Source organism: Acidobacteriota bacterium (assembly GCA_040754075.1).
Taxonomy (GTDB): domain Bacteria; phylum Acidobacteriota; class Blastocatellia; order UBA7656; family UBA7656; genus JBFMDH01.
The window spans coordinates 1-16,636 of sequence record JBFMDH010000035.1; the positions used below are offsets into that span (position 1 = coordinate 1).

The 16,636-nt window shown below is 47.7% G+C and carries 16 protein-coding genes and 4 tRNA genes; 10 read left to right on the plus strand and 10 right to left on the minus strand.

All coding sequences use genetic code 11. The annotated features are described in order from the left end of the window. The 5 genes from AB1757_26380 to AB1757_26400 form a co-directional block, all read right to left on the minus strand. A partial coding sequence (locus tag AB1757_26380) for a GTP-binding protein (protein ID MEW6130590.1) occupies window positions 1-127 on the minus strand: 127 nt, incomplete at its 3' end. 143 nt (window positions 128-270) lie between these two features. Beyond that, window positions 271-345: transfer RNA gene (locus AB1757_26385), tRNA-Thr, on the minus strand. A gap of 7 nt (window positions 346-352) precedes the next feature. Next, a tRNA-Gly gene (locus AB1757_26390) sits at window positions 353-424 on the minus strand. A 72-nt stretch (window positions 425-496) separates the two neighbouring features. Further along, a tRNA-Tyr gene (locus AB1757_26395) sits at window positions 497-584 on the minus strand. A gap of 257 nt (window positions 585-841) precedes the next feature. Then, window positions 842-915: transfer RNA gene (locus tag AB1757_26400), tRNA-Thr, on the minus strand. Between the two features lie 140 nt (window positions 916-1,055). On the opposite strand from AB1757_26400, the gene nikB reads away from it, so the two are divergent. From nikB to AB1757_26420, 4 genes are all read left to right on the plus strand, one after another. After that, window positions 1,056-1,970, plus strand: a complete 915-nt coding sequence (nikB, locus tag AB1757_26405; protein MEW6130591.1) for a nickel ABC transporter permease — start codon at window positions 1,056-1,058, stop codon at window positions 1,968-1,970. 56 nt (window positions 1,971-2,026) lie between these two features. Beyond that, the gene (locus tag AB1757_26410) at window positions 2,027-2,800 is read left to right on the plus strand and encodes a site-specific DNA-methyltransferase (GenBank protein ID MEW6130592.1); all 774 of its coding nucleotides are present in this window, start codon (window positions 2,027-2,029) and stop codon (window positions 2,798-2,800) included. Between the two features lie 80 nt (window positions 2,801-2,880). Then, a complete protein-coding gene (locus AB1757_26415) occupies window positions 2,881-3,693 on the plus strand; it encodes an ABC transporter permease (protein ID MEW6130593.1) in 813 nt (270 codons plus the stop codon). Window positions 3,694-3,796: 103 nt separating this feature from the next. Beyond that, on the plus strand, window positions 3,797-4,138 hold the full coding sequence (locus AB1757_26420; protein ID MEW6130594.1) for a nitroreductase family deazaflavin-dependent oxidoreductase: 342 nt from the start codon (window positions 3,797-3,799) through the stop codon (window positions 4,136-4,138). On the opposite strand, the gene AB1757_26425 is transcribed toward AB1757_26420, so the two are convergent. Further along, window positions 4,116-4,997: a hypothetical protein gene (locus AB1757_26425; GenBank protein ID MEW6130595.1), complete on the minus strand. Its 882-nt coding sequence runs from the start codon at window positions 4,995-4,997 to the stop codon at window positions 4,116-4,118. The genes AB1757_26420 and AB1757_26425 overlap by 23 nt on opposite strands. A gap of 218 nt (window positions 4,998-5,215) precedes the next feature. Between AB1757_26425 and AB1757_26430 the strand changes: the two genes are divergently transcribed. Beyond that, window positions 5,216-5,614 carry a PPOX class F420-dependent oxidoreductase gene (locus AB1757_26430; protein ID MEW6130596.1) on the plus strand — a complete coding sequence of 133 codons (399 nt, stop codon included), beginning with the start codon at window positions 5,216-5,218 and terminating at the stop codon, window positions 5,612-5,614. A 101-nt stretch (window positions 5,615-5,715) separates the two neighbouring features. On the opposite strand, the gene AB1757_26435 is transcribed toward AB1757_26430, so the two are convergent. The 3 genes from AB1757_26435 to AB1757_26445 form a co-directional block, all read right to left on the minus strand. After that, window positions 5,716-6,180, minus strand: coding sequence for an SRPBCC family protein (locus AB1757_26435; protein MEW6130597.1), 465 nt, complete (start codon window positions 6,178-6,180; stop codon window positions 5,716-5,718). Between the two features lie 95 nt (window positions 6,181-6,275). After that, a complete protein-coding gene (locus AB1757_26440; GenBank protein MEW6130598.1) occupies window positions 6,276-7,580 on the minus strand; it encodes a hypothetical protein in 1,305 nt (434 codons plus the stop codon). A 59-nt stretch (window positions 7,581-7,639) separates the two neighbouring features. Continuing rightward, window positions 7,640-8,599: a sigma-70 family RNA polymerase sigma factor gene (locus tag AB1757_26445; protein ID MEW6130599.1), complete on the minus strand. Its 960-nt coding sequence runs from the start codon at window positions 8,597-8,599 to the stop codon at window positions 7,640-7,642. A 165-nt stretch (window positions 8,600-8,764) separates the two neighbouring features. Here AB1757_26445 and AB1757_26450 point away from each other — a divergent pair, with 165 nt between their 5' ends. The 3 genes from AB1757_26450 to AB1757_26460 all read left to right on the plus strand — a co-directional run bounded on the left by AB1757_26450 (window position 8,765) and on the right by AB1757_26460 (window position 13,903). Then, on the plus strand, window positions 8,765-8,908 hold the full coding sequence (locus AB1757_26450) for a hypothetical protein (protein MEW6130600.1): 144 nt from the start codon (window positions 8,765-8,767) through the stop codon (window positions 8,906-8,908). Window positions 8,909-8,915: 7 nt separating this feature from the next. After that, window positions 8,916-12,395 carry a glycosyltransferase gene (locus AB1757_26455; protein MEW6130601.1) on the plus strand — a complete coding sequence of 1,160 codons (3,480 nt, stop codon included), beginning with the start codon at window positions 8,916-8,918 and terminating at the stop codon, window positions 12,393-12,395. 77 nt (window positions 12,396-12,472) lie between these two features. Continuing rightward, window positions 12,473-13,903 (plus strand): HEAT repeat domain-containing protein, encoded by a 1,431-nt coding sequence (locus AB1757_26460; protein ID MEW6130602.1) that lies wholly within the window; start codon window positions 12,473-12,475, stop codon window positions 13,901-13,903. An 11-nt stretch (window positions 13,904-13,914) separates the two neighbouring features. Here AB1757_26460 and AB1757_26465 read toward each other — a convergent pair whose 3' ends face one another. After that, complete coding sequence (locus tag AB1757_26465) at window positions 13,915-14,676, minus strand: enoyl-CoA hydratase/isomerase family protein (protein MEW6130603.1); 762 nt, start codon at window positions 14,674-14,676, stop codon at window positions 13,915-13,917. A gap of 76 nt (window positions 14,677-14,752) precedes the next feature. On the opposite strand from AB1757_26465, the gene AB1757_26470 reads away from it, so the two are divergent. Together AB1757_26470 and AB1757_26475 are read left to right on the plus strand one after the other, a co-directional pair. Beyond that, a complete protein-coding gene (locus AB1757_26470) occupies window positions 14,753-15,241 on the plus strand; it encodes a zinc ribbon domain-containing protein (protein ID MEW6130604.1) in 489 nt (162 codons plus the stop codon). A 105-nt stretch (window positions 15,242-15,346) separates the two neighbouring features. After that, on the plus strand, window positions 15,347-16,573 hold the full coding sequence (locus AB1757_26475; protein MEW6130605.1) for a DUF1015 family protein: 1,227 nt from the start codon (window positions 15,347-15,349) through the stop codon (window positions 16,571-16,573). Window positions 16,574-16,636 lie beyond the last annotated feature (63 nt).

Consider the following 16,636-nt stretch of genomic DNA (forward strand, 5'->3'; position numbering starts at 1 on the left):
TTTTGGGATTATGTTTGGCAAGCACTTTGGTAATGGCGGCGGTCAAAGTGGTTTTGCCGTGGTCGATGTGACCGATGGTGCCGACGTTGACGTGCGGTTTACTGCGATCAAATTTCTCTTTTGCCATAATTCTCCTTAAATAATTAGCCGAATATTTAGCGAGTTATGATTTCTCAGCACGGGGCTGATTTGTTATTCGGGATTAAATGCCTGATGTATCTTCGCGGGTTGATAACATCGCGGAACCGATCAGGGTTAAGCCAGTTTCGATGGAGCCGCCGGTGAGGATTGAACTCACGACCTCATCCTTACCAAGGATGCGCTCTACCACTGAGCTACGGCGGCACACAAAAGCGGGAGACGGGACTCGAACCCGCAACAGCTAGCTTGGAAGGCTAGTACTCTACCATTGAGTTACTCCCGCCTGGAGTTAAGTAAAAAGTGAAAAGTAAAACCGAATATCTGATTATTTTTACTTTTCACTTTTTACTTGCAATGGTGCTGGGGGAAGGATTCGAACCTTCGTAGGGCGTTAGCCCGCCGGGTTTACAGCCCGGTGCCATTAACCACTCGACCACCCCAGCATTTTCAACAGCAAGGTTGAGTTTATCTTGCAACCTTCAACCCATCCGTTCATCTGAAGCCCTTTCAAACACACTTCTCTTGGCTTCTGAACGAAAATAAGAAACGGTCATTCTAAACGAAGATAGGATTTACACGCAAGGCGCTTTTTACATCAATCATCCCTTTGTTTCGAGATGCGTCGCTGAGTGCGCGGATTCCTTATTCTTTAAAGATAAAATAAAAAAGCGACCTTAATTAGGGTCGCCAGTCTTGATAATGCCGATGGAGGGAGTCGAACCCCCGACATCCTGATTACAAATCAGGCGCTCTGGCCAGCTGAGCTACATCGGCGAATGTATTGAAAAACAGCTTTCCAAACAGAAGGTTGATGATACGCATCGCCTTACTGCATTGCAAGCATAAAATAAAATTGCTCTCTCGCCTTTGACCTACGGCTTTGCTATTATTCGCCACCTATGCGCGGAATCGTTTTGGCGATAGCACAACGGTTATTGATTATCATTCCGGTGATGTGGGCAGTTGTCACCTTGGTTTTTTTACTCATTCACTTTGTGCCGGGCGATCCTGTCCGCCAACTCGTTGGGGAAAATGCTACCGAAGAACAATATCAAGCCGTAAAGACCGAACTCGGTTTAGATAAGCCTTTGCTTACCCAATACACCGACTATTGGAAGGGACTCGTTCGCGGCGATTGGGGAACCAATCCGGTGACCAGAGAACCGGTTCTCAAACGCATCGCTTCGCGTTACCCTTCAACGATTAAACTGGCGATTGCCGCAATGATCATTGCCATCTCAATCGCTATCCCCCTGGGAGTGACAGCGGCTACGCATAAAGGAAGTGCCATCGATAGTTTTTCAACTTTTCTCGCGCTACTTGGAATTTCGCTTCCCGGCTTTGCCCTGGGTCCCTTATTGATGCTGATATTTTCGGTTGAACTCGGACTGATGCCGGTTTCCGGCGCGGGAAGTCTTGCCCATATCATTTTACCTGCGGTAACCATGGGAGCCGCGATGTCTGCAATTTTGACGCGCATCGTTCGTTCAAGCGTTCTCGAAGAACTCGGCGAAGATTATGTGCGCACCGCTCGTGCCAAAGGACTACCCGAACGCACAGTCATCTATAAACACGTGTTGAAGAATGGTTTGATTCCGGTTGTCACAGTTATCGGTCTGCAATTCGGTGTATTGCTTGCCGGCGCAATTATCACCGAACGGGTTTTTTCCTGGCCCGGGGTTGGCAGTTTATTGATTGATAGCATCAGCGAGCGCGATTACAAACTCACACAAGGCTGCATTCTGGTGATTGCTTCAACCTATGTTTTCGTCAACACGGCAACCGATCTGCTCTACCGGTTCCTTGACCCGCGCATCAAAGTTGATTAATTGGGACTATGGGTTATTTGACCAAAAGTAAAATCATCCGACCGAAACATCGAAGCATGGCGCTGAATCGTATTTATAAAGGCAATAGTCTGGAACTAATCAACCGTTTGCCGGATGCCTTCATCGATTTAGTCATTTGTGACGGTCCCTATGGAATCACTGGAAATGATTGGGACAAGATTTCCGATATTCAGTCGTTCAACCTGAATTTAATTCGTCTGTTTTCGCAAAAATTAAAGCCCGGCGGCGCGCTTTATCTGTTTGGTAAACCCGATTGCATCGATTTTATTGATTATCGCGAGTATTTGAATCTGAATGCGAAACTCGTGTGGTATCAACCGAGCCGTTTGGCGCAAGGCAAAAAAAATTACACCAATAACTATGACCTGATTTGTTATTTCACCAAAGGAAAAGCGAAAACTTTTAACCTCGATGACATACGTGTGCCGCAACTGGTTGAACTCGAACATCGCAAACGCTGCGAAAACGTCCCATCAGTTCGGAATGGGCACTATGGCAAAACCAAATTCAATGCGCGCGGGAAAAATCCCGGTGATGTGTGGGGGGATATTAAACAACTGACTTATAAATCGCACGAATTGGTCAGTCGTGATCTGCTTCATACAATTCAAAAACCAATGAAACTCATTGAACGCCTGGTTCGCGCCAGCTCCAACGAAAACGAAATTGTCTTAGACCCCTTTTGCGGGGTCGGAACGACTGCCGTCGTTTGTCAAAAGCTCAGGCGAAATTTTATCGGATTTGAAATGAATCCTGCTTACATTGCGATTGCCAAAAAGCGCATGGTGCAGGCAATTCTGGAAGCTTGATTTTTTTTTGGCGTTTATAAAAGTTATTACAAAATCGTTGTTTCAATTATCAACTGAAATCATGAAAAGAAATTCAGGACATGAATAAAGTCGCAAAATTCGGATTGGTAGTAATTATTGTTTTTGTTTTGATGGCGGCGCTTTCGCCGCTCATTGCTTCATGGGAAAAAGTTCAACAGCAGGATTTGATTGCAAGGCTCGAATCACCTGACGCCACACACTGGATGGGGCGCGACCAGTTGGGGCGCGATGTGATGACGCGAATCATTTATGGGGCGCGCGTTTCCATGCTGGTCGGATTATCCGTGGTGACGATTTCATCGATTATCGGCGTCCTCATCGGTTCATTCGCCGGTTATAAAGGCGGTTGGACTGATCGGCTGATTTCCAGTTTTTTATTCAATGTCTTTTTATCGTTTCCGGGCATTTTGCTAGCCATCGCGATGGTCGCGTTTTTAGGGCCAAGCGTGCGCAATTTGATTTTTGCGCTGTCGATTATCGGTTGGGTCGGATATGCGCGGCTGATTCGCGCGCAGGTTTTGAAAGTCCGTGAATACGATTTCGTTACCGCTGCGCGGGCGCTCGGCGCAAGCGATTTCAGAATTTTACTCAAACACATTTTGCCCAATTCGATTCAACCGCTGATTGTGCAGGCGTCGCTTGGCATGGCGGGTGCGATACTGTCTGAAGCGGGGATGAGTTTTTTAGGATTGGGAGTTCCCGAACCGATTCCTTCGTGGGGCAAAATGATTGATGATTCGCGCGAGTTCTGGTTCACCGCGCCACACCTGTTTATCTTTCCGGGACTGATGATTGCGCTCGCCGTTCTGGCATTTAATTTTTTAGGCGATGGACTGCGCGAACGCCTGGACCCGCGCCAACGACCGCGCTAAAGAAGGTAAAAGCAAAAAGGCAAAAGTAAAAAAGCGGTAGATTAGAAATTAACCTCTTCCGTGTTGCCGCCGGTCTTCGGATAATGAAACAATTCGATTCAAGATGTCCGAGCCAAAAGATTATGCCAGGCTGCAATATATTTATGTGACGACCACTGGTCGTAAAAGCGGCTTGCCACGTGAAATCGAAATCTGGTTTGTCGAACGGGCAGGGAAGTTCTACATTCTCGCCGAACATTTTTTCAAAGCCAACTGGGTGCAAAACATTCAACAAAATCCCTGCATTCACCTTCGATTCGCCAAAGATGAATTTCCAGCGACTGCGCGAGTGCTTGATGAAACCCGTGATGCTGAAACCTGGCAAGCGGTGCAACGACTTTCACGAGAGAAGTATGGCTGGGGCGAAGGTTTGCCGGTGGAAATCAGCCTTGATGAGGGATGGTAAAGAACGTGGTCTGGTGAATCAGTTTCGGTTCTGACTCGGTTGTCGAATTGAGGCATCTCTCTTCTTGAATTGCGCTGACGGTTTGCCTGGAGACGTTAGTGAGCATTAGGCGATTAAGAATTTCTCTTGAGGAATAATCAACTTCGTTCAATATGCGAGATGCTTTTTTCGATAACCTTTTATAAAACCCAAGTGCTCCCCCTCCGATTACCGAAGAATATAAAGCAATGTTGGGAATTTCATAAATCCAAGGCATTGGTGAGAAATAGTATTCATCATTTGAATTAACCGCCAACAGCGCAGTGTATAAACACACAATGGTTCCGACTAAACCGGCACATAAACTCATTATCCCGATATTTTTCAGTGCCTTTAATCTGCTTTTTAATTCGATTTCGCTTTGCGTCAAGGCATACTCGTAGGCAACTGCATAAAAATCGTTTTCTTCGGCTTGGGTTGCACAAATATTTTGCTTGGTTCGTATAACCTCATAAGTCGAAGTAGCAAGGGGATGAGTTTTATAGCGTTGTGAAATTTTAATTGCCTCTGCGATTTGACTGGTGGTTAAAGCGAGTAGGATTCTGCGCGTGAACAATTTTAAATTTTTTTGTATGGATGAAAACGACAACTGTCTCTCGATAATGAGACCAACTGATGCAAAAAATAATATCCACAGTGAGAAATACAATAGCGCCAGGAACGCATCATTGTCCCATAGTGGGCGGTAATATTCATAAGATTCAAGAGGACAAGCCTGTACGACTATTGCCTTCGACTCATTGATTAAAGGGAGCGCAATGAGTAAGAACCAAGCGAATATCATATCGTTTGTAAGTGACGAATTTCTGGTTGATCGCATAGAGAACTCCTTAATCCATTCCTGCTTGCCAGAAAGCCTCAATGCTTAGCGCAAGTAGCCAGAGAGTTAGTGATGGTGAATTATTGAAGGAATATTCGGCGCTGCATCTTTAGACACTCTCAGTTCTGAAAAAGTTCCCCATCTGCGGCTTCACAAATCGCAAGCGAGAGTTTTAAATTAAACGAGAAACATCAAATTGAACAAAAGGAGAAAATTTTATGACATCGGCGATACCGGAAAAATATCTTGACCTGTTTGATAAGAAAGCTTTTGCGAGTTTAGCGACGATTTTGCCCAATGGCGCGCCGCAAGTGACTCCCGTATGGGTTGATTTCGACGGCACCCACGTCATTGTGAATTCGGCTCGCGGTCGGCAAAAAGATCGCAATATGAAACAAAACGCTGCCGTCGCGCTTTCGATTCTCGACCCGGAAAACCCCTACCGCTACCTGGAAGTTCGCGGTCACGTCAGCGAAATCACCGAAGAGGGAGCCGACGCGCACATTGATAAAATGGCGAAAAAATATATGGGATTGGATACCTACCCGTATCGAAGCGCCAATGAAGTGCGGGTGATGTACAAAATCACGCCTGAACATTTCACCCATATGGGCTAAGCGATTTAATGGGGATGTCAAAATGATGAAGGTTGAAAGCGTCTCTATCTTTTCAACCTTCATCAAGAAAAATATTCTAAACGAGAGTAAAAACTTATGCCTTATGTCGCGGTTTTCTTGAATTGTTCGGCAAGCATTTCATGGCGATAATCAAATAACCGCTGCAATTTTTTTCGCACGAAAGCGCCTGCCACCCACTCGCCCAACCAACCCATCGGCAATTCGTAATCGACTTCATCAATCATCAACGTCGTTCCTCTATCGGTAGGCACAAAACGATGCTGATGGAGCCAGCAGGCAAATGGCCCACGCCTTTGGACATCGATAAAAAGTTGGTTGGGAATATACTCGATGTGCTCAGCTTCCCACCTCTGCCACAAAAAGCCGGTTTTGGTTTTGAGCAACACTTTGGAACCTATTTGAATGCCCTTGGTGCGCTCAAGCACTTCGACCTTTTCCCATGGTGGTGTGAGAATTTCAAGAGCCTCAGGGGTTTCATGAAAGGCAAATACCTGGTCAATCGGAGCGTCGATTTCCGATTGCTTGATAAATTTCTGTTTCGACATTGGGAGTTTCACAGCGGGTTATTGGTGCCCGCCCAATCTGACAAGGTCTTTTTCGATTGGTGAAAATTTGCGATACAGGCGGCTTGCGTCCCTTTTTATTTTCCGTCCTGCGGAATCAATTTGTAAGCAATGTCTTTATAAACGATGATGGCGCGGTCAAAAGCCGAAAAGTATTTCTGCAAATCGGAATGTTTTTCAAGAATGCTCTTATAAGTGTCGCTATCTTTGACAACCGTAACCATAGCTATCTTTTTATCGCTGCGGAAATTTTCATCCGTCCAGACACCATCGACCAGCCAGAATCGTTTGCCGGAAATGCGGCGGGAATTGGCAGGATTGACGCGGTCGCGACTGGAAGGCTCTCGTAACGCGCTACCTGCACTGAGTGCCTTTGGCGTTCCACTTGAACCGCCGGGCGCACTTGCGCTTGGACTTGAACTTTCTGGGCGAATAGTTGGTTTACTCTCTTTTGATTTTGAAGAATCGGTGGTATTGCCCTTTTTTATAGTGACGGACTTGCCTGATTCACTGTCGGCTTCTACGCGCGTTGCATCTTTGGATTCTACGCGACCAAGCGGTTCAGCCGCAGGCGCGGGTTTTGCCGCTTCAGGTTGCGCGGTTGATGGCGCAGCCGTGGTGTCATCTGTTTTCGCTGCCTCATCACGTTTATCACTCGCAGCAGCCCGTTCTTCTTTTGCGGGTTCACTGGCTGGAGTCGTAGTCGGCTGGTCATCCGTTGTCGATGCACTGGCTGGCGCGGCTCCCGTTTCATCTTTGCCTGCGGTTGTCTGCGTTGCCGATTTTTCGCTTGGTTGTTCCGCCGGATTCGTTGAATTAGGGGGAGTGGAACTCGGCGGTGTGGCAGGATTAGCAACCGAACGCCCAGCATGTTCATGGGCATCTTCGGTAGCCGGCTTGGTTTGGGCTATTTCGGAGTTCGGATTTTTTTGCGTCAGTACCAGCGGAATCGCGATAGCGAGGATGATGGCGGCACTTGCCGCCAGCGCAAATTGCGGTGAAGCCAGTAGCCCAAGCCAGGCTTTCAGCTTTGCCAGCCAACTCGATTGTTCAATGCCTGATGATTTGACCTTATGATTATCGATGACTGGTGCTTGAGCCGCTCGGCTTGCCATCGCAGCCGCGGCAACAGCCTTCACCTCAATGCCATCGGCTTCGACCAGACGAGCAAGCGCGATAACATTCTGGCGACACATTGAACAGGCGGAAAGATGAAATTCATATTGCGCCTGTTCACTTTCCTTCATTGCGCGCTCAAGGTAGGCGTTTGCTAAATCCGGGTCGAATCCTTCGCACTGTAAATTTGGTTGCACCTGCCGCTTCAGATAATTTCGCAGCAGATGATCCATTACCCCATCTTCGGTTTTTCCTAACTTCTCCATTGCTCTTTACTGCTTCCTTGCAAGAGAACGCCTTTAAGCGTTCGGCTTGCGATTTTTTTTTAATTTTGCACAACGGCTTCACTACCGGTTTTATCCACTTCTCTATCGGAAGGTTCATACAAATATTCACGCACACTGATGTCCATTTCTTCAGCCGCCAAAGCGATGGCTTCGCTGACCTCCTGGCGGTTGAAGTTGTGGTCACGTGTCAAACTTTTTTCCACTAACTTGCGGGTATGTTTTTGTACCTTAGTAATCCAACGACTCACCGTCGCTTCGTGAACCTCGAACATCTGAGCAATCTCTTTGAGCGTCAATTCGTCGTAATAGTAATAAACCAGAAGCAACCGTTCACGCGCGTCAAGCCCATCAATTGCCCGCCGCAAAGCATCCGCGGCTGCGGTTTTATAGCGTTCACGAATAAAAGCGATTTCCGTGGTCGGCGCGTTTTGCGGCGATTCCGCCGAATGCGCCAGCTTTTCCATATCATCAGGTTCTTCGGGTTGCACAAAGCGACTGGTTTGCCTGTGCGAGTCGGCTGACAGTTGAAAAACCACGGCTCTTAACCACCCACGCAACGAACCGCGCCCTGAATAAAAGGTGAATTTGCTCACCCGCTGACCTTCGGATTCGCGCAACCCATACAGTTCTGCAAAGGTTGAATCAGCCAGTTGTTCGGCGGCTCCCGCATCCTGGGTCATGGTTCGCGAAATGTTTACCAGGTAACTGCGATAATCGCGGAAAAAATCTTCCCAGGCTTGATCGTCGCCCTTGGCGCAAGCCAGCGCTAAGGTTAAATCATCGAGATTGAGTGAGGCGAAATATTCCTTCAATTCAATTTTTGCCGTACCACTTAACTCCGCATTCGCATCGGCGAAATGTTGCGGCAGATATTTTTTTGCAGACGCATAGAGAGCGGTCGCGAAATCGTCTTCGGTGACGCTGAATTGATTCTGTATGCGCGCGAAGGTTTCGGCGATCTCTTCTCGCAACGCATTTCGGAAATCTTCAACACTCATGTGCGGTCTCCGCTCTTTTTTGAGCTGTTCACATCTGCGCTTTAATGATGATTCATATCCTAGCACAAACCGCTATTCATTCAAGAAACGATTTGCTCTTTAAGCGGTTCTTATCAAATTGGTTTCGCCGGTATTGATAAGACTGACACGCGGATTTGTGCGCCAATGATTGATGATTTAAACCGCCTGGGATTTTTTGCTGTCTGGCGCTTTGGAACTGAGATAGAATTTGCTTTGGCGCGCCACAACCTGCGCCAAAACAGGCAAATTGAATCGATAACCGATTCTCAATATAAAAATATTTTTTAATGGTTTTATGAGTGAAAAAAAATCTCATCTCCCGGTGTTTTTTGACCCGAATAACAAACGCTGGACCCGCCTGAGAAAGAGCATCTATTTCGCCGGACTGTTTTTTTCATTAGCCTTTGGCGTTTTGATACTCAGCATCCTGATTAATCCCAATCTGCCGAATTTAAAGATTGAAGGCAAAGACAGCAAAGGGCATCCGGTCGCCGCTCTATTTGACCCGCATCAGAAAGAACTGAACGATACCAAACGCAAAATTGAAAAAGAGATTGCCTTGCGCAGAGCCTCGATAAAGAAGCCGTTCAGTCAAAGCTTGCAAACCGGCGAACCGCTCTCGGTTGGGTTTTATGTCAACTGGGATGAGTCTTCCATGACTTCACTCAAAGACAATATTCAACGTCGAAACATTCAACTCGATATCCTGATTGTCGAATCGAAGCATCTGGCGGATGAGTCGGGAAATCTCGAAGATGATGATGCCGATAAACAAAGCGAAGTGCTTGAATTTGTCCACCAGCATAGTCCGCACACCCGTGTGATGGCACTGGTCAACAATGCCAGAGACGCGCAGTTTCAAAAAAACTTGCTTGCCAAAATGCTCGCGAGTTCCGAAGCCCGCCACCGCACAATAGACCAGCTTTTTCATTACGCCGAAGACCATAAACTTGACGGCGTGAGCATTGACTTTGAAAACCTTGATGATACCAGCCGCGCGCATCTGGTTGAGTTTATGAACGAGCTTTACCCGCGTTTTCGTAATGCGGGGCTTGATGTTTCAATCAATCTTCCGGCAGATGATGAAGCTTTCGACTACGGCAAACTGTCGGCGGCTGCCGATTACGTGATTTTGATGGTCTATGATGAACACGATTCATCATCAGGCGAAGACGGACCCGTTGCCAGCCAGGATTGGTTTCAAGATATTTTGCGACTCAGGCAACTGGATGTTCCCGCTGAAAAGACCATCGTCGCAATTGGCAGTTATGCCTACGATTGGGAAGTTGAAGATAAAAACGGCAAGCCGTTAAAGGCAGCGGGCGAAACCCGAACCTTTGAAGAAGCGATATTAACTGCCAAAGAATCTTCGTACCCGGAAGCTTCCGCAAATCCCCAAGACCTGATCAACATCGCACTCGACAGCGATTCGCTCAACCCTTATTTTGAATACGCCGATGATGAAGATAATGTGCATCGCGTCTGGTTTTTGGATGCCGTCACCGCGTTTAATCAAATGTCTGTAGCCCGCGCCTTTTCGCCGCGTGGTTTTGCGCTCTGGCGGCTCGGCAGTGAAGACCCTTCGATATGGGATTTCTTGGGCAAACCTGAAAGACTCAATAGAGATACCGCTGAAAGTCTCAGTAAAATCGTTTATGGATATAATCTCGATTACGAAGGCAAAGGCGAATGCCTGGAAATTGTTTCTTACCCCAGAGACGGCGAACGCGCTGTGTCCTATGACGATAAAAGCGGGGTGATTAAACAGGAAAGCTACCGGCAATTTCCTTCACCGTTTGTCATCAAGCGATATGGTTATGCGAAAAATAAAATTGCGTTGACTTTCGATGATGGACCTGACCCCAATTACACCCCGCAAATCCTCGACATTCTCAAAAAATATCAAGCGCCCGCGACATTTTTTTACATAGGCTTGCAAGGCGAACTCTATCCGGAAATTTTGCGCCGCGAATACGATGAAGGGCACGACATCGGCAGCCACACCTTCACCCACCCGAATGCCTCTTCGATTTCCGATATCCAATTTAATCTCGAACTCTCGGCAAATGATGTGTTGCTGGAAAGCATCATCGGTCATCGCACGACGCTCTTTCGTCCGCCGTTCGCGCAAGACGCCGAACCGACGACGCCATCGGAAACCCGCATGCTCAAATTCATTAACGACCGTGGCTATATTGATGTCGGCATGTTGATTGACCCGCACGATTGGCAACAACCGAAAGTCACGACCGATGAAATTGTTGAAGCTACCGTTGCCGAAGCCTTGAAGGGAAGAGATAAATCCAATGAAAGACCCGCCAATATTGTTTTATTGCATGATTCCGGCGGCGTCCGACAACGCACCATCGAAGCCTTGCCGCAAATTATTGAAAGGTTGCGCGACCAGGGTTTTGAACTGGTGACGGTTTCCGAATTGCTCGGCAAACCGCGCGACGAAGTGATGCCGCCGGTTCCAAGCGAGGGCAAATGGCGAATGCTGCCGGCGCGTGTTGCTTTCCAAACGATTAATATCGCTTCAATGGTTTTGCGCTATCTTTTTTTAGCAGGAATCGTTCTGGGAATTTTTCGATTGCTGTTTATCGGCACTCTGGCAATTATCGAACACGAGCGCGAACGTCACCTGAAATACGACAACGATTTCAAGCCGACGGTCGCGGTCATCGTTCCCGCTTACAACGAAGAAAAAGTCATCGTGCAAACTATCGCCTCTTTGCTGGCTTCGGATTTACCCGATTTTGAAATCGTCGTGGTTGATGATGGCTCAACCGATAAAACTGCCGAACGGATTTTGGAAAATTTCGCCAATGAAAAGCGCGTGCGCTTTTTCACCAAAGCCAATGCCGGGAAACCCGAAGCTTTAAATTTCGGCGTGCAACACACCGATGCCGAAATCGTCATCGCGCTGGATGCCGACACCATTTTCACGCGCGACACCATCCGTAAACTGGCGCGCCATTTTGTTGACCGCAAAATCGGCGCGGTTGCAGGGAATGCCAAAGTCGGCAACCGCATCAACCTGATGACGCGCTGGCAGGCGCTTGAATATGTGACCAGTCAAAACCTCGACCGTCGCGCTTTCAATGTCTTGAACTGCATTACTGTGGTTCCGGGCGCGGTCGGCGCGTGGCGGCGCGAACTGGTATTGCAGGCTGGAGGCTTTAACGATTTAACCCTTGCCGAAGATGCAGACCTGACGATGGCGATTCGCAAACTCGGTTATCGAGTCGCCTACGAAGACGAAGCCATCGCGCTCACGGAAGCGCCCGACACGGTGCGCGGATTTATCAAACAACGATTCCGCTGGATGTACGGCACGTTGCAAGCTGCCTGGCGACATAAAAACGCCCTTTTGAATCCGCGTTATGGCAGTTTAGGATTTATCGCGTTGCCGAATGTTTTGATTTTTCAAGTGCTGTTTCCTTTGATTTCACCGGTGATGGATTTGCTGATGGTGATTTCGTTGGCAAGCACCATCTGGTATCGCATTCAACACCCTGCGGACACCCCGAATGACACGGTGATGCGCGTGGCGTTTTTCTATGCGCTGTTTCTGGCAATCGATTTCCTGGCGGCGGCGCTGGCGTTTTTACTTGAAGCGAAAGAGAACAAGCGATTACTCGTGTGGCTATTCTTACAACGGTTTTTCTATCGCCAGTTGATGTATTACGTCGCCATCAAAGCGACCCTCGCATCCTTGAAAGGGATTGCCGTCGGCTGGAATAAACTGGAACGCAAAGCGACAGTGAAAGTTTGAAAATTTAAGTTCCGTTTAGAGGCAGTCTTTGATTGCCTCTTGCGCGTGAAAGACCAATTTTAACCAGAGGTCTAGTGATGAAAAAAAATGTTCTTGTCGGTTTGATTACCCTAACGGTTTTTCTTTTAACCACACACCCAACCATCTTCGCCCAAAACGGCGCAAACAAAAAATTAGAAAATGCGATTGCCGCCTTGAGAAATATTGATCAAGGCAAACTGAGCGAAGCACAAAAAGAAAAAAAGTCTCAAGAGATAGATAATGCCTGGCAGGTAATCAAAGCATCAGGGAAAGCAGGATTGACAAGGCTTAAACGCGAACTTCAACTAATTAAAAGCAACAACCGAAAAGATGATTTTTTTAAGCTCAACGCTGCGGCGCTTCTCTGGCAAATCGGCAAGTTTGACGAAGTTTCAACCATTCTCGATATTTGGAAAACCACACCGTTGAAGACCCAATATACTTATGTCTTTCTTACTGCCTTTGATGCGGCATTGACGCAAGACGAAAGAGCCTTGCCTCTGCTTGAAATCTGTTTAAGTGATAAAGATGGTGAACTCACAATCGCCTTGCATTCTTTGACTCTCCGCTCACCTTTAACGCATCAATTTTTATGGGAGACTTTTGGCGCGAAAGGGCTTCTGGCTTTGAACCGGATTTTGGAAACTTCCGATGATACGGTTAAGTTGCAAGCAGCGATTTATCTACTTGAACGGGCGCGTTATGAGAAATCGCTGCCGCGAATAAGAGAACTGGCGAAGAGCGATGACCCAAGGGTTCGTGGCACAGCCATAAAAGCATTAGGTGTATTCGGTCACCCGCAGGATTACAATTTTCTAATATCGGGATTGGATTCAGAACATCCGATGGATCAATACTCATTTGTTTATGCGCTCTACGAATATGAAGATTTACAAGCTGCGTCTTCACTGTATAAACTTCTGAGCGAAGAAACAAATGAGTTCCCAAAACGGGAAGCGGTTATTGCTTTACTGCATCTTCCATCGGTGCAATCACTCGATGTTCTACAAAAATATTGCGCTTCGGTAAAAACTCCGCACGAAGCGCAAATTTGTGGTTCCACGCTTGGATTCTATCTTGAACGCCAGGGCATGAAATGGCGTGGCTGGGATGCCTATGCAAAGATGACGGGAAAAGAGAAAGAGGCGTTGGTTGAAGAGCTTCGCAGCCGCTCCGATTATAACGATGAATCTATAAAAGCAATTGCAAAACCATCTCACGATGCATTCGTCAAAGCCGCCAATGAATGGAAAAAGAACCACCGCTTGGAATGTAAAAATGAGGATTGCGACATTGAAACTCTGCTTTCCGCTGCAACACCCGATGATATGGACTTGCTATTAGAGGTGCGGGCATCTTTGTATGCCCGGCTTTCTGATGAGTGCCTCTACGAAGTTGAAACCGTAGACAGAACGTTACGCAGGCTGGGCAGAAGCCGCTACCGTAAAATAGCCGGATTGACCGATAAAGTTGAAGCCAGAGAATAGGCTCGCTCTGGCTATTGCTTGGCTTTTATTTTCTCCAAAACCTCGGCGACTTTTTGCCGATGTTCTTCGGATTTTAAACAACGGGCAATGCTGGCGTTGATTCGCTTTTGCGCGGTCTTCATATCCAGGTCAATCAGTTCGCGGGTCAGGCGTTTGGTCTCAAATAACGCGGCGCGCGGTTTGGCTGCGAGAATTTCTGCCAACTTCATCGCTTCGTTCATCAAGGCTTCGCGTTCGCAGAGATGATTGACCAAGCCGATGCGATAGGCTTCGGCAGCGGTGATGTTCTGCCCGGTCATCGCCAATTCTTTAGCATTCGCCAAGCCAATGGTTTTATAAAGCGGGTGGATGATTTGTGTCAGTCCGATGTTGATTTCCGCCTGTCCGAATATCGCTTCGTGCGCGGCTAATCGAATATCGCAAAACGCCGCGAGATCAAAGCCTCCGGCAATCGCTGCGCCGTTGACGGCGGCAATCACCGGTTGCGGCAACCGCCAAATCCTGCGAAAAATTTTGGTCACGGTTTGTAAATATTTATTGGTCTCTTTTTTCGTCCAATCAACCAGCATATTCAAATCCAGTCCGGCGCAAAAATGTTTGCCCGCGCCGGTGATAATCACCACATTAATCGCCTCATCGTTTTTAATCGCTTTTAATTTCGCTACCAGTTCATCAACCAGTTCCGGGTGCAAGGAATTGCTTTTTTGCGGATTGTTTAAAGTGAGGGTTAAAATTGCCCCACGAGGTTCAGCGAGTATAAATTGATGTTCCATTTTGGTCTCCTTGGTTTTCAGTTTGAACCGCAGGGAAGTTGAAGCCGTATCATAAAACAGCAAACGGAGGGCGTAAATGTTTTGTCCGCGATGCAGCACCGAAAATCTCAATGAACCGAAATATTGCCGCAAATGCGGATTGCATTTGACCAGCGTCCATATGTCTCTGGACGGGCGACTGGATGAGGTCATCGAACAAGTCCGCAAAGGCGAAGGCATTTTAGGCGGCGGCGCGGTGACACTCATCATCTGTGTGGTCGCTGCGCTCCTCATTACACTTTTTGAGTCAGGGATAAATATTGGCGTCCTCTTTTATTTAGTCATTGGGCTGTTAGTTGCCGTACCCATGCTTTACGTAGGGATGAAACGCATTACCGGAGCGAAAAAATTAATTGAAGGCAAAGCCAGAGAATTGGAGAGTAATAAAAATATTCAATTGACCACTGCACCTACGACTGACCCTGTGCTTGCCCTACCTGCCGAAAGCCCGTCCGTCACCGAACACACGACTTATGATTTGCCGCCGGTTGAAACCGTCTCAACCAGACAAATGCAAAGTGAATAAATGAATTCTTATTGCCAACGTTGACAGCCAATCTATGCGAGAATAGCATTCTCATTCAATTGATCTTGTAATCATTGATAATTCATTCTACCAGGGAGAAATCAGATGGCTACCATTCATGCCTTTCGCGCTCAACGTCCCTTGCCAGCCAAAGCCGCAGCAGTTTCCGCAGTCCCTTATGACGTCGTCAACACTCAGGAAGCGCGCGCGCTTGCCGAAGGCAATCCGCTCAGTTTTTTAAGAGTCTCGCGACCTGAACTCGAACTTGCGGACGACACCAATCCTTACGCAGATGAAGTGTACGCGCGCGCCGCCGCCAATTTCGAGAAATTGAAACTTGCTGCGCCGCTCGTCGTTGAAGAGACCCCAAGCCTTTACGTTTACACTTTGCAGATGGGCAAACAGATTCAAACCGGCATCGCCGCCTGCGCTTCAGTTGATGAATACGACACCGACATCGTTCGTAAACACGAACGCACCCGCAAAGACAAAGAAGATGACCGCACGCGCCACATCGTCACCTTGCGCGCGCAAACCGGGCCCGTGTTTATGACCTATCGCGGGCGCGATGAAATCAATCAACTCGTCAATGACACCAAAGCGGGCGAGCCGCTTTATGATTTCACCGCCGCAGATGGCATCAAACACACCATTTGGCGCATGAGCGATGAAGCAACCGCGAAAACCAGCGAAGCCTTTAAAGCGGTGCCGCTTTTTTACATCGCTGATGGACACCATCGCGCCGCCAGCGCCAGTCGCGCACGCGCCGCGCTTAAAGCCGAAAACCTCAATCACACGGGCGACGAAGAGTACAACTTTTTTCTCACCGTGCTTTTCCCCTCAGACCAACTGCACATCATGCCTTATAACCGTCTGGTGAAAGATTTGAACGGAATGAGCGAAGGCGATTTTCTTGATGCGCTGTTAAAAGAGTTTGTGCAGGTCGAAGTCGGTTCCCCCACCCCCCCGCACAAAGGCGAAATTTCGATGTACATTGGCGGGCGCTGGATAACTTTAAAAGCGCAACACGTTGATGCCACCGACCCGATTCGCTCACTCGATGTGAGTGTCTTGCAGGAAAAAATTCTTGACCCGTTGCTTGGTATCAAAGACATTCGCACAGACAAACGCATTGATTTCGTCGGCGGCATTCGCGGCACTCAAGCTTTGGAACAAGCGGTTAATAGCGGACAGGCGGCAGTGGCATTTTCAATGTATCCGGTATCGCTCGATGAACTGATTGCGGTATCGGACGCCAATCAAATCATGCCGCCAAAATCGACCTGGTTTGAACCCAAGCTCAGGGACGGGTTGCTCAGTCATTTGATTTAGGATTCTGTACTTTGTGCTTTGTACTTTGTGCTTTGTACTTTGCAATTGAAGTTGGGAGGTTAA